We start from the raw sequence: 12488 nt of genomic DNA, 5'->3' as shown, positions 1-12488 counted from the left end.
ACCAAGTCCGGGTGGCGGAATAGGCAGACGCGCTAGCTTGAGGTGCTAGTGCCCTTTGCGGGGCATGGGGGTTCAAGTCCCCCCTCGGACACGTAAGTTGTATATGTCTGGATGATTCCGGACATGATGATCGGTCACCCGAGATCAGCTTCTGCTGAACTCGGGTGATTTCGTTTGCAGGCGCTACCTCCTTCCGGTCCTGTGCTGGCTCAGCCTGCCTGGCGGTCCACAACAACCGGCGTTGCTCCAGACGCGTCCGCCCGCAGAGCACCACGCACTCGGTCGTAGACCAGGTCGATGTGCCGGGCGCGCAGATAGCCGATGATCTCTTCGGCTCCGGGGGCCCGGCCATCCGGCTCCCCGGCCAGGAGCAGATAGAGAGCCGGCAGACGGGCCACGAGGTGGTCCTCACGCATGTACAGGTTCTTGAGCCGCTGCGGATCGGCGTGGGAGGCGCTGGTGTGGCCTTGCCGGCAGCGGTAGGCGGCCCGATTGCCGGACCAGCAGGACTCCAGCCGCCGGTGGCAGGAGCCGCAGCGCAGCAGCCCGGCCAAGCGGTATGTGCGATTGGAACGGCCGGAGGGGGCCCGGATGCCCTGGACGGCGACGAAGTCGCTCTGGCTGACCAGGGCCTCGCGCGCGGGCCGCTCAGAGATGACCCAGTCCTCAGGCAGACTCCACCGCTGAACCTGACGATGACCCAGGCCGGTATTCGACGTGTCGATCAGGTCGTACGCCGACGGCTGCCGGTTCCACACCTCATGACCGGTGTAGCGGGGATTGGCCAGGATCGCGCGGACCGTAGTCAGTGTCCACCGCTCGGCACTCCGATGCGCATTGCGCTGCGGGTCCGCCACCGACGGGCAGGGGATGTCCATGTCGTTCAGGGCACGAGTGATCCGCGCCAGCCTATGCCCAGCCAGTCGCCGGCCGAACATCCACTTCACAATCTCAGCGGCCGCCGGATCCGGCTCCAGCCGATGCGCGCGGCGGCCCCACGCCGCGTGCGCCCGGTTGGGATGCGGTCCCGCGTCCACCAGCCGATACCCGTACGGCGGCCGCCCGCCCAGATACCGGCCCTGCACGCTCTCCTGGGCGGCCATCGCCGTCCGTACCCGGATCCGTGTCCGGGTGATCTCCCGTTTCGACTGAACCCCCAGCTCGACCATCAACCGCTCGTGGCCTTCGGCCTGGAAATCGACCCGGCCACCAGCTTCCGGCAGCCACAACTGCACACCGTAGTGTTCGAACAACGGAGCCATCAGGCTGAACTGATTACCGTAGAACGCACGCTCGTACTCGCCCACCACGATCGCGTCGAAGACCCGATCCGGATCGGGCATCGCCAGTACCAGCGCAGCCGCCTGCGTCCGCCTTGACCAGGGCAGTACCCGGCTCTCCCCCACGTCGAAGAACTCCGCCACGATCCGGCCGGACCCCGCCACCAGCGCCTCGGCCTGAGCCCGCTGCCGTGCCCGCGACGTCACCGGATCCTGATGATCCTCCGTCGACACCCGGCCGTAGAAGGCGAACCGCAACGCACCCCCGCGCCGCGCCGCAGGCCGATTCCGCGACCGCTCCACCCACGCCAGCAACCCGTCCCCACGTGTACCCGGCAGCGTCATGGTTCTCCCCGACCTCGTCGGATTTGAAGGCACTCGCTCAGAATGAACGAACCCACATCAGCACACACGAGAAATCCCACTCATATAGCCTTGAAGCCATATGCACAGAAGACGATAAATGACCAAATCACACGAAATGCCATTTATGCAGTCAACCCCCTGTTGCTGGCTATGAGCTGGCAGGGAGCAGGACCCGCCACCACCTCGCCCCCGGACCCCCAGGAATCCGAATCACGCCGGATACCTCTTTCCCGAGGCCATGATCGCGGCGCGGATACGAGCCGCTTCAATAAACGCCCGTCCACTTCATCGGCGCAGATTCCGGGCGCCTAAGGCGCCGCGATGATGCATGATAGAGGGGATCAACGACGTGAACCCAGGGGGTGGGCATGGCCATCGATCGGTTCGCCACACCCTTGTACGGCATCGCCGAAGCGGCCGGCTACCTCTCGATCCCCGCCTCCACCTTCACCACCTGGGCCTTCGGCTACCAGCGCCGCCAACGTGACGGCCGAGCCGTTCACACCAAGCCGGTCATCACTGCCGTTCGAGCGGGGCGGCCGAACGAGGCCTCGGTGCCTTTCATCGGACTGGCCGAGGGATACGCCCTGGCCGCGTTCCGGCAGGCAGGCGTGCCACTCCAGCGCATCCGCCCGGCGATCGACGCACTCCAGCGCGAACTCGGCCTGGAACACGCCCTTGCCAGCCGCCGGCTCTTCACCGACGGCGCCGAAGTCCTCTACGACTACGCCGAGAACGTCGGCGACGACTCGGCGCGCGAACTGGTCGTCGTCCGGAACAACCAACGCGTCTTCACCGAGGTCGTGGATAGCTACCTGCGCCGGGTGGACTTCGCCCACGATGGCTACGCCCAGGTGATCACCCTCCCGCAATACCGCGTCGCCAAGGTCACGGTCGACGCCGACCATGCCTTCGGCCGGCCCCGGTTCGCCCACGGCGGCGCCAAGCTCGAAGACGTGATCGATCTGTTTCGGGCCGGTGAACCCGTCGACGTCGTAGCAGAGGAATACGGGCTCACCCGCGACGAGATCGAGGACGTCCTGCGTGTCGCCACTCGAACAGCCGCGTAAGTTCTTCGTCGACCGCAGCCTCGGCCGGGTCGCAGTCCCCAGATTGCTCCGCGAAGCCGGATGGGACCTGATCACCCTCGCCGAACACTACGGCGTGCCCCAAGACGAAACGATCGAAGACACCCGCTGGATCGAAGACAGCGCCAAACTCGGCTGGGCCGTCCTCATGAAGGACAAACGCATCCGGTACCGGCAAGCAGAGATTGCCGCCGTCATCGAGCATCAGGCCCGCTGTTTCGTCATCACCCGCGGCGATCTCACCTCCGCCGCCTACGCCGAACGCTTCTTCACCAACCAGCAGGCCGTCTTCGCCGCCTCCAATACTCCTGGCCCCTTCATATACGCCGTCCACGCCGACCGGCTGGAGCGCCTGTATCCCCCACATCACTGACACCCGCGCTCGCTGCGCGCTCCTGCCGCTCATCCTTACCGGTTCGGGCATGTTACGACACCGAATCCATCGGAGCACGCCTTATACCCAGTAGCTTGTGGGTCGCGCGGGTCGTCAGGGCGTATTCATTGCGGTGATCTTTTGATCGCGGAGAAACGAATGCGTTCCTGTTCAAGGCGGATCGAGGGCCCGTGGCTGTGGGCGCGCAGCTCGTGCCACAGGCCCGCCTCGGCCGCCGTCAGGTGGGCGAGGGGCTGGGTAACCTGGCTGGGTTCCTGGGTCCAGTGCGCTTGATGGTCCATGAGGGTGTCCCGGTCCATCAGCATGGAGATGACGTGCGGGTACCGGCTTCGGAGCCTGTCGAGGATGGCGAAGCCGTGAGTATCGATGTCTCCCCAGAAGATCAGTTCGGTGTAGGCCAGCCACGGAAGTGACTCCAGCACGCCAACGGAGTATCCACTGCCGAAGATGGCCATGACACCAGGCACGGCGGGGAAAGGTCAGATAGCTGGTTTCGTTCTCGACAACGTACACGATGGTCACCGGGGCGAGTCGAGAGGCGAACTCCTCGGTACGTACGGTCAGGTCGGTGAAACCAGCCAGATGCGAACCGTCCAGCAGACGGAAGCGGACCTGCTGGGGTTTCTTGCGGAAGCCGTATCGTCCTTCGAAGTCCGAACGTGGCAGGTCGTCACGGACGCGCGTCGGGTCGAGTCGAGCGTCGAGGAGCGCGGTCAACACCCCCTTATAGCGTTCGATGAACTTGGTATCGACGCCAGGTACGTCGATGTGCCGCAGATACAAGCCCTGGCGAGCATGCTGATCGATCCAGTGGACGATCGCCACGATCGATGGCCAGGTGTCGGCGAGAGCCAGCACCTTCATGGGGTTGGCGGCCATCCAGGCGGCGATCTGAGGCGAGCCGGCAGCGTTGGCGTGGAGGGCACGGAAGGTGCGGACGTCGCTGCTGGTCTTGAGTAGGGCCCAGAGGGTGTCCTGGTCGTCGATCCAGGCGCGGGCCGGGATGGTGTTCGCGCCGATGGTCCGACCGCCGATCGGCTTGTACTCCACGCGCAGCCGGGTTTGCTTCTCCCATTGGGCGACCCAGGTGCGAACCTCCTCGAACCGTGCCGCCAGCTCGCTCGGGCGGGGTCCGCGGATCGGCACCTCGATCGGCTGCCAGGGTTCTCCTGTGGCGAGCCAGGTCAGGTACTTGCCGGACGCCCAGCGCTTCGTGAGCAAGCCCCGGACGTGGTCCGGCGTCGTCCAGGTCATGGGCGCAGGCCTGCTACGTGGGCGAGCTGACGGGTTTTGTACTCCTCGATGGTGATGGTCTGCAGGCGGGAGTACTGGCCGTTGACATTGTCGACGTAGCCGACGGCCGATACGAACGGCTCGATGATGTGGATCTTCTGCAGTGGTGTGACGATCATGAGCTGCAGTCCGAGGCTGCGAAACAGCTTGAGTGCGAACCGGGTCGACTCGTCCGAGCCTCGGCCGAACGCCTCGTCGATCACCGCGAATCGGAAGGTCTTGGACCGGGTGGCGCTCCATTCGAGTTTGAACTGGTAGGCCAGTGAGGCCGCCAGGATGGTTTAGGCGAGCTTCTCCTTCTGACCGCCGGACTTGCCGCTGCTGTCGGAGTACGTCTCGTGTTCCGAATCGTCGAAACGGTGCGTCTTCACGCGTCACGTCATGGGGTTGCGTAGCCATTTGTTGCGTTCAGCGCAACGTCGGGCGGTGTCGACGACGGTCACGATGGCGGGTGACGGATCGTTCGCGGGCCACAGCACGGAGAGTTCTGCCATGATCGGCGGATCGACGACGCCACGAAGAACGATGCCGGGGCTGGTCTTCGCGGCGTGCTCAGCGAACGATGTCGGGGCCAAGCTGACCTCGCGTCCGCTGGAGAGCCGGGCGAGCATGGCGTTCACCGGTGGTTCATCGAACGCGCAGATATCCGGTGAGAAGCCCGCCTCGTGGCACGCGGCGACGATGGCGTCGTAGTACGCCGGGGCGTGGTGGCGGGCGAACAGCAGCAGCGTCTCGTCGCGCAGCTCCGCCAGTGGGATCTTCGGCACGTCAGCGAGGCGGTGGCGAGCGCTGAGGACCGCGGAGACGGGCTCTTCGCGGAGGAGCTCGCCATTTACCCCGTCGAGGGGCTGCGGTGAGAGAGCGAGACCGGCGTCCAGGTCGCCGGCACGGAGACGTTCGGGAATCTCGGCGCTGAAGAACTCTCGAGCGTCGACCAGGACGTCGGGATGGTCTTCCCGGAGAGTGTCCAGGAGCGCCGTGAGCGTGTCGAAGCTTGTCACCGGTGTGTAGCCCAACCGAATCGTCGTCGCGATCCCTGCCCCGGCCAGCCGGGTGAGCTGCACGGCTTGCTCCAGCGCGGCCAGCGCTTTCGGCGCCTCGCGAGCCAGTGTCCGGCCCGCGGCGGTGAGCTGCACGCTACGGCTCGAACGCACGAACAACGGGGTGCCGAGGGTCTCCTCGAGCTTGCGGATCTGATGACTCAGGGATGGCTGAGCGATGTAGAGACGCGTGGCCGCGCGACCGAAGTGGAGTTCCTCGGCTACGGCCATGAAGTAGCGGAGGACACGGGGGCTGACATCGATAGACAAATCCTACCGCTGGAGGTCCGGACAAGTCTTGGACGCCCGCTGGATGGCCGCCGTAGTGTCGTTCTCACGACGTGGGGGACGTTCCAACGTGCCCCGTCGAGCCTGGTCGGAGCCGGTTTCGGTTCGCGTGACCGGCCGACAAACCACCTCAGCCTCGCAAGGAATGAAGCATGAACATCACCGTGATCGGACGAGGCAACGTCGGCGGCGGGCTGGCCGGCCTGTGGGAACGTGCCGGGCACCAGGTGACGCGGCTGGGGCGTGGAGGCGGCAATGTCGGCACCGCGGACGCGGTACTGCTCGCCGTCCCGGGAACCACCGTGGAGGTGGCGCTGTCATCCGTCGTCGGGCTCGAGGGCAAGACAGTGCTCGACGCCACGAACCTCTACGGCGGTACCCGGCCTCCGGCCGGGTTCTCCTCCAACGCCGAGTACGTCCAGTCGGTGACGGGCGGGCCGACGGCGAAGGCGTTCAGCACCAACTTCGCCTCTCTCCTCGGGCAGGTCGCCGATGCCCGTGTACGGCCGAGCAACCTGTGGTCCGGTGACGACGAAGTCCAGGGCGTTGTCAGGCAGCTCAGTCTCGACGCCGGATACGAGGCGGTCCGCCTTGGTGACCTGAGCATGGCCGCCACGCAGGAAGGCCTGGCCGACCCGATGTTCGCGATCGCGCAGTCCGGACTCGGCCAGTTCGTCTACCGGCTGGCATCACCCGAACAGCTCTGACTCTGACCGTCGAACGTTCAACCCATCACGCAGAAGGAACACAGTGACGCGCACCGCAAAGACCGGACTCGAGGCGCTGCTCACCCCCGAGGAGAGCGTCCTGGTGCTCATCGACCACCAGCCCTACCAGTTCACCAATCTCAACAGCCATGAACCAACCATGATCGTCAACAACGTCGTCGGCCTCGCCAAGCTCGCCAAGGCGTTCGACGTCCCCACTGTGCTGACCACGGTGATCGAAGAACGTGGCGGTTACCTCATCAAGGCTCTCCAGGACGTGTTCCCGGACCAGAAACCGATCAACCGCACGTACATCAACACCTGGGAAGACCGTCGTGTCGTCGACGTCGTGGAGAAGACGGGGCGCAAGAAGCTGATCATCGCCGGGCTGTGGACGGAGATCTGCGTCGCCATGCCCGCCATCCAGGCGCTGGGTGAGGGCTACGACGTCTTCGTCGTCACCGACGCCTGCGGCGGGGTCAGTGCCGAGGCGCACGACATGGCGGTACGCCGCATGGAGCAGGCCGGCGTGGTGCCCATCACCTGGATGGCAGTGTCCGGGGAATGGCAGCGCGACTGGGCGCGCGAGCCGACGCCCCCCGAGCTCACGCAGATTCTCCAGGAGCACGGTGGCGCCAGCGGGATCGCGTTCGCCTGGGAGCTGCAACTGCTGGCCACACCCACCACCGATGGAGCTGGTGTGTAGCGCCGACGGGCGCTGAGCCGGAGGCGAGCCTGGGGCACGTGGCGTGCCCCAGGCCGCCTTCGGTGCGGTCACATTCGGAATCGGGGGCTAGTGGGAGCATCCCCGCGTCATCCAGGTGCGATTCCAGAGCGTCACCGACGCCGGTCCGGAACAATTCAAGCACTCGTACACGCAGGTCGTCGTCGCCCCGGCCGAATACATTTCAGGCGATTTCCGCTACCCCTACCTCTCGTGAATCTCGCACCGTCGCGCACGGGCACAACGAAAGCTCTGAGGAAGTTGCCATGATGGACGTTTCGAAGATCGAGTTCGGTATCGACAGCTTCGGGGACCGGCCCCGTGACACTCGGGGTGAGGTCGTCTCGCACGCGCAGGCGATCCGCGCCGCGGTGACCGAGGCCGTGCTGGCCGATCAGGTCGGGATCGACGTGGTCGCGTTGGGGGAGCACCACCGGCCGGAGTTCGCGATCTCCAGCCCGGAGACGGTGCTGGCCGGCATCGCGACCGCCACGAAGCGCATTCGGCTCGCCTCAGGTGTCACAGTGCTGTCCTCGGACGACCCGGTGCGGGTCTTCCAACGGTTCGCGACCGTGGACGCGCTCTCCAGCGGCCGGGCGGAGGTGATCCTCGGACGTGGTTCGTTCACCGAGTCGTTCCCGCTGTTCGGGTACGACCTGAAGGACTACGAGGTGCTGTTCGAGGAGAAGATCGACCTGTTCCACCGGCTCCTGGACGAGACGCCGGTCACCTGGGAGGGCACCACCCGGGCCGCCCTGAATGACGCGGACGTGTACCCGAAGACCGATTCGGGACGGCTCAGCACCTGGGTGGGAGTCGGTGGGTCACCGCAGTCCGTGCTCCGTACCGCCCACTACGGGTTCCGGCTCATGCTCGCCATCATCGGCGGCGCCCCCGCCCGGTTCGCTCCCTATGTGGATCTTTACCGGCGGGCGAACCAGGAGCTCGGCACCACCGCACAGCCGGTCGGGATGCACTCGCCCGGCTTCGTCGCCGCCACCGACGAAGAAGCCAAAGAGCTGTTCTACCCCGGGTACCGGGAGATCCGCGACCGGATCGGGGCGCTGCGCGGCTGGCCACCGCTTCGCCGGGAGGAGTTCGACGCCGAGGTGGGGCGCGGGTCGCTGTATGTCGGTTCGGTCGAGACGGTCGCGAACAAGATCGCCCACGCGATCCGGGTGCTGGATGCGGGCCGGTTCGACATGATCTACTCCGCCGCCGGCACCGTTTCAGCCACCGCCCGGCTACGTTCGGTCGAACTGTACGGCACCCAGGTCATCCCCCGGGTCCGCGAGCTGCTGGCCGAACAGGCCGCCGTCACGGCGGCGACACGATGACCACCCCCGTGGCCACCGTCGGGATCCTGGGGGCCGGGAAGGTGGGCACCGTCCTGGCGCGCCTGGCGGTCGCTGCCGGCTACCGGGTTCTGGTCTCCGGCTCCGGTGACCCCGCGAAGATCGCGCTGACCACCGAAGTGCTCACCCCTGGCGCGACCGCCGTGTGGCCAGCCGAGGCCGCGCAAGCCGCGGACGTAGTGATCCTCGCTCTCCCGCTCGGCAAACTCCGCAACCTCCCTGTCCCGGCGTTGCGGGGGAAGCCGGTCGTGGATGCGATGAACCACTGGTGGGAAATCGATGGTCCCCGCGACACGATCGTCCCGCCCGGTACGTCCTCGAGCGAAGTCGTGCAGCAGTTCCTGACGGGCGCGCGAGTCGTGAAAGCCTTCAACCACATGGGCTATCACGACCTCGAAGACGGGGCTCGCCCATCCGGCCACCTCGGGCGCAAGGCGATCGCGATCGCCGGTGACTCACCCGAGGATCTCACCGCCGTGTCAGAGCTGATCGACACACTTGGGTTCGACCCACTCGCCATCGGTGACCTCGCGGCGGGTGCCCGGCTCGAGCCCGGCACCCCTGCCTTCGGAGCCAATGTCGACGCCGAGCAGCTTCGCGCGCTCACCAGCACCCCTGCTCCGGCCACTGAACCGTCTCTGGCCTATTCACAAAAAGGACAGCCAGATGACTCAGGGATCAGTTGACAACAGCGGCGCATCCGCGACGGTCAGGCTCGAGGTCGCCAGCCTGACCAGCTCCTACACGGTGAACCTCGCCAATGAATCACCCGTCGGCAGGGTCGACTTCGTCGACTTTCCCGAGGAAGACGATGACCGGATATTTTTCCACACCGGGGTAGACCATGAGTTCAGTGGACGAGGTCTGGCTGGGCTGCTGGTGCGTGAGGCGCTCGCAGACAGCATTCGCAAGAACCTCACCGTCGTGCCTGTGTGCCCGCTGTTTGCTCGCCATCTGAGAATGCATGGCGATGAATTCGCCGCGAATGGCGGTGTCTTCCGCCAGCCGACACCCGCCGACATCGCACTGGTCACGCGCGCCAGCGTTGGGCTGGTCAGCACCGAAAGGGAAGATCATGGGATACATCACCGTTGGGAACGAGAACAGCACGCCGGTCGAGCTGTATTACGAGGACCAGGGGGCGGGGCAACCGGTCGTCCTCATCCACGGCTACCCGCTGAACGGGCACAGCTGGGAGCGTCAGACGCGCGAACTCCTCGCATCCGGGTACCGAGTCATCACTTACGACCGTCGCGGATTCGGGCAGTCGTCGAAGGTCGGCTCCGGTTATGACTACGACACTTTCGCCGCAGACTTGAACATGGTCCTGGAGACCCTGGACTTGCGCGATGTGGTGCTGGTCGGCTTCTCGATGGGCACCGGGGAACTGGCCCGGTATGTGGCACGCTACGGGCATGAGCGAGTAGCGAAGCTCGCGTTCCTCGCCTCGCTCGAACCGTTCCTCGTCGCCCGCGACGACAACCCCGAGGGGGTTCCGCAGGAGGTGTTCGACGGCATCTCCGCAGCCGCGAAGGGCGACCGGTACGCCTGGTTCACGCGGTTCTACTCGGACTTCTACAACCTGGACGAGAACCTCGGCTCCCGGATCAGCCAGGAGGCCGTCACCGCCAGCTGGAACGTCGCGATCGGCAGCGCCCCGGTCGCCGCGTACGCGGTCGTCCCGTCCTGGATCGAGGACTTCCGCGGTGACGTCGAGGCGGTGCGCGCCAGTGGCAAGCCGGCGCTGATCCTCCACGGCACCAAGGACAACATCCTCCCCATCGACGCCACCGGGCGTCGCTTCCACGCGGCGTTCCCCGAGGCCGAGTATGTCGAGATCGAAGGCGCCCCACACGGTCTGCTCTGGACCCACGCCGACGAGGTGAACACCGCACTGAACACATTCCTCAACACATAGGACCTCCACCGATGATCTTGGTGGTCGGACCACTCCGCATCTGGCGATTGAAGATGATCTACACGTTGTGCGGATGGCCAAGATCAAGCTTGTCGGCGATCAACGCTTCGAAGAACCCCCGGGCGTGGCGGGGTGCGTCGAAGACGCTCGTACGGGAGAGCTCGACCTGCCACATCGAGGTCTCCCACCAGTAGCCGGCGTCCCGGTCGGTATCGGTGAACGGCAGCGGCAGCCTGGAAAGCCAGCGTTGTACGAACACGTTGATCACGCCCGGACCGAGCCGGTCGCAGATCGCCTGCAACACGGTCGGATCGTCGGTGGTGGCGAACCCGTTGGACAGCTCGGTGAAGCCGATCTCGGCCTGGGTGGCCTGGCGTTTGGCTCGCTCGCGCCCGTTGAGCCAGATCTTGGCCGGATAGGGAAATAGGTGCACACCTTGATGAAGGCGGGTGGGCCCGATCACCGTGCGAGCCGGAGCAGGCCGATCGCGTCAGCCACTGGATCCCAAAAGCCGGCACCGAGCATTCCTTCTGGACGATGCGTAAAGAATTGCGGACTCTGCATCATTGATCGCACTCCGCCGCTCCCGCGGTATCGATGTCGCAGGTGAACCATCAGTACACAAGGACAGCCCGGACACCGGGCGAGAAAGGCAGTCATGTCCGACTTCAACATGCGCGAGTTCTACGACCGCTACTGCGAGGCGCTCAACGCGCATGAGTTCGACCGCATGGACGAGTTCGTCAACGAGTCCATCCTCTCGCACGGCGAGCCGGCCACTCGCGCGGACGTCGTCGCGGCGCTCAAGGGCATCACCGACGCGGTTCCCGACTTCCACTGGGAGATCAAGGAGGTGGCGATCAACGGTGAAACTCTGGCCTGCCACTCCGTCAACCACGGCACCCCCACCAAGGAATGGCTCGGGGTGGCTCCCACGGGCGCTCCGATCGAGATCGACGAGTTCGCCATCTACCGGATCCGCGACGGGAAGTTCGTGCAGATGTCGGCCGTTCACGATGCCGAGGCCCTGAAGAAGCAGCTCGCGGGCTGACTCAGTCGGGGCTCAGGCCACGCAGAGCCCGCCGCACGCTCAAGCTCGCCCAGCGTGCGCCCGGCTACGCCATCGCCGCGAACGGCCGGTATCGAAGGCTGCGTCTCGGTGGTCTTCGCCACCGGCGCGACGGTCGTTTTGCGAGGTGCCCGGTAGGTCGACGCCGACGTCGCGCTCGCGGACGCCGACTTCCAGGGGGAGGGTGATGATCGAGTGGCGCGGGCCGTGGGACTGTACGTTCTTCGGCTCGCCCAGGGAACGGATCCGGACCAGTGCGGCGACGGTGAAGCCGATCAGGCCGATGACTCCCGACCATGCGGTCAGGATCGAACGGCAGGGGTCTGCTCCTCAGCATCGTTCAGCTCCGGCGGTGGGCACTAGTGACACCGCGTCACATCTTCCCCCGAACAATGTCATGCGAACTGATGACGTGGTCGCGCTGGCGATCGTCCACTCAGGTCGCTGAGGTTGAGAGTATGACACCAGCGATCCGCGTTGACCGGACGGACGTGGCTGTTCTCGTCGCCACCGTGGTGGTGGCGTTGACCCCGGCGACAGCGTCGGCGACGACGCCGGGCCCGCGAGGTGGGGTGCGTGCCCGGCGGACGTCGCCAAGCCTGGGGCTTGGAGCATTCGGTCATCGGGCGTGGACTGGTCGGCGAGGTAGAGGCGTCTGGCTCGAAGCGCCCACTCTGCGCCAGCGGGCCGGCGTCGGCATGTGGCCAACAACGCCGGGGTCGGGGACGGCATGGCCACGACCGGGGCCAGGCATCCACGCCAACGCGATCGCACCAGTACTGCAGTCGCGTTTATGACGCGTGTCCGCGTCGCTGGTAGTGGTGTCGGTGGGCGGTGTACTGGTGTCTTCGTCGCCAGCGTGAGCGGCGCAGCTGAGCACAGGACGCCTCCTTCAGCTTCCGTTCGCGGCCGAGCGCGGTGGCTGCCGTGCCTGGTTCCGGAACTGTGCGGGCGATGAGCCGACCA

General features: G+C 65.9%; 13 protein-coding genes, 1 tRNA gene and 2 pseudogenes. 10 read left to right on the top strand and 6 right to left on the bottom strand.

Going from position 1 to position 12488, the window contains the following annotated elements:
* The first annotated feature begins 5 nt into the window (after nt 1-5).
* Nucleotides 6-91 (top strand) — tRNA-Leu (locus tag AB0L53_RS58110).
* A 118-nt stretch (nt 92-209) separates the two neighbouring features.
* Here the strand turns inward: AB0L53_RS58110 and AB0L53_RS58105 are convergent.
* Nucleotides 210-1625, bottom strand: a complete 1416-nt coding sequence (locus AB0L53_RS58105; protein WP_364015326.1) for a recombinase family protein — start codon at nt 1623-1625, stop codon at nt 210-212.
* Nucleotides 1626-2014: 389 nt separating this feature from the next.
* Here AB0L53_RS58105 and AB0L53_RS58100 point away from each other — a divergent pair, with 389 nt between their 5' ends.
* Together AB0L53_RS58100 and AB0L53_RS58095 are read left to right on the top strand one after the other, a co-directional pair.
* Nucleotides 2015-2716, top strand: coding sequence for a DUF433 domain-containing protein (locus AB0L53_RS58100; RefSeq protein ID WP_364015323.1), 702 nt, complete (start codon nt 2015-2017; stop codon nt 2714-2716).
* Nucleotides 2691-3107, top strand: a complete 417-nt coding sequence (locus tag AB0L53_RS58095) for a hypothetical protein (protein ID WP_364015320.1) — start codon at nt 2691-2693, stop codon at nt 3105-3107. The genes AB0L53_RS58100 and AB0L53_RS58095 overlap by 26 nt, the downstream gene beginning before the upstream one ends.
* Before the next feature lie 125 nt (nt 3108-3232).
* On the opposite strand, the gene AB0L53_RS58090 is transcribed toward AB0L53_RS58095, so the two are convergent.
* From AB0L53_RS58090 to AB0L53_RS58075, 4 genes and pseudogenes are all read right to left on the bottom strand, one after another.
* Nucleotides 3233-3583 (bottom strand): DUF2220 domain-containing protein, encoded by a 351-nt coding sequence (locus AB0L53_RS58090; protein WP_364015317.1) that lies wholly within the window; start codon nt 3581-3583, stop codon nt 3233-3235.
* 82 nt (nt 3584-3665) lie between these two features.
* A pseudogene (locus tag AB0L53_RS58085) lies at nt 3666-4382 on the bottom strand (DUF3322 domain-containing protein); the annotation flags it as partial.
* Nucleotides 4379-4696 carry an SbcC/MukB-like Walker B domain-containing protein gene (locus AB0L53_RS58080; protein WP_364015363.1) on the bottom strand — a complete coding sequence of 106 codons (318 nt, stop codon included), beginning with the start codon at nt 4694-4696 and terminating at the stop codon, nt 4379-4381. The pseudogene AB0L53_RS58085 and the gene AB0L53_RS58080, both read right to left, overlap by 4 nt.
* 99 nt (nt 4697-4795) lie before the next feature.
* Nucleotides 4796-5731, bottom strand: a complete 936-nt coding sequence (locus tag AB0L53_RS58075; RefSeq protein ID WP_364015314.1) for a LysR substrate-binding domain-containing protein — start codon at nt 5729-5731, stop codon at nt 4796-4798.
* A gap of 170 nt (nt 5732-5901) precedes the next feature.
* Between AB0L53_RS58075 and AB0L53_RS58070 the strand changes: the two genes are divergently transcribed.
* From AB0L53_RS58070 to AB0L53_RS58045, 6 genes and pseudogenes are all read left to right on the top strand, one after another.
* Nucleotides 5902-6456: a hypothetical protein gene (locus AB0L53_RS58070; protein WP_364015311.1), complete on the top strand. Its 555-nt coding sequence runs from the start codon at nt 5902-5904 to the stop codon at nt 6454-6456.
* Nucleotides 6457-6499: 43 nt separating this feature from the next.
* Entirely contained in the window at nt 6500-7162 is a 663-nt protein-coding gene (locus AB0L53_RS58065) for a hydrolase (protein ID WP_357653851.1), read from the top strand.
* 284 nt (nt 7163-7446) lie between these two features.
* Complete coding sequence (locus tag AB0L53_RS58060) at nt 7447-8517, top strand: LLM class flavin-dependent oxidoreductase (RefSeq protein ID WP_364015307.1); 1071 nt, start codon at nt 7447-7449, stop codon at nt 8515-8517.
* Nucleotides 8514-9221 carry an NADPH-dependent F420 reductase gene (locus AB0L53_RS58055; RefSeq protein ID WP_364015304.1) on the top strand — a complete coding sequence of 236 codons (708 nt, stop codon included), beginning with the start codon at nt 8514-8516 and terminating at the stop codon, nt 9219-9221. The genes AB0L53_RS58060 and AB0L53_RS58055 overlap by 4 nt, the downstream gene beginning before the upstream one ends.
* A pseudogene (locus AB0L53_RS58050) lies at nt 9112-9444 on the top strand (N-acetyltransferase); the annotation flags it as partial. The gene AB0L53_RS58055 and the pseudogene AB0L53_RS58050, both read left to right, overlap by 110 nt.
* 166 nt (nt 9445-9610) lie before the next feature.
* Nucleotides 9611-10453 carry an alpha/beta hydrolase gene (locus AB0L53_RS58045; RefSeq protein ID WP_364015301.1) on the top strand — a complete coding sequence of 281 codons (843 nt, stop codon included), beginning with the start codon at nt 9611-9613 and terminating at the stop codon, nt 10451-10453.
* A 58-nt stretch (nt 10454-10511) separates the two neighbouring features.
* Here AB0L53_RS58045 and AB0L53_RS58040 read toward each other — a convergent pair whose 3' ends face one another.
* Nucleotides 10512-10886 carry a hypothetical protein gene (locus AB0L53_RS58040; RefSeq protein ID WP_364015298.1) on the bottom strand — a complete coding sequence of 125 codons (375 nt, stop codon included), beginning with the start codon at nt 10884-10886 and terminating at the stop codon, nt 10512-10514.
* A gap of 225 nt (nt 10887-11111) precedes the next feature.
* Between AB0L53_RS58040 and AB0L53_RS58035 the strand changes: the two genes are divergently transcribed.
* Nucleotides 11112-11504 (top strand): ester cyclase, encoded by a 393-nt coding sequence (locus AB0L53_RS58035; RefSeq protein ID WP_192785439.1) that lies wholly within the window; start codon nt 11112-11114, stop codon nt 11502-11504.
* The last annotated feature ends 984 nt before the right edge of the window (nt 11505-12488 follow it).

Origin of the sequence: Nonomuraea sp. NPDC052129 (genome assembly GCF_040680095.1) — a bacterium.
Classification (GTDB): domain Bacteria; phylum Actinomycetota; class Actinomycetes; order Streptosporangiales; family Streptosporangiaceae; genus Nonomuraea.
This window is presented reverse-complemented; position numbering and strand designations above follow the sequence as displayed.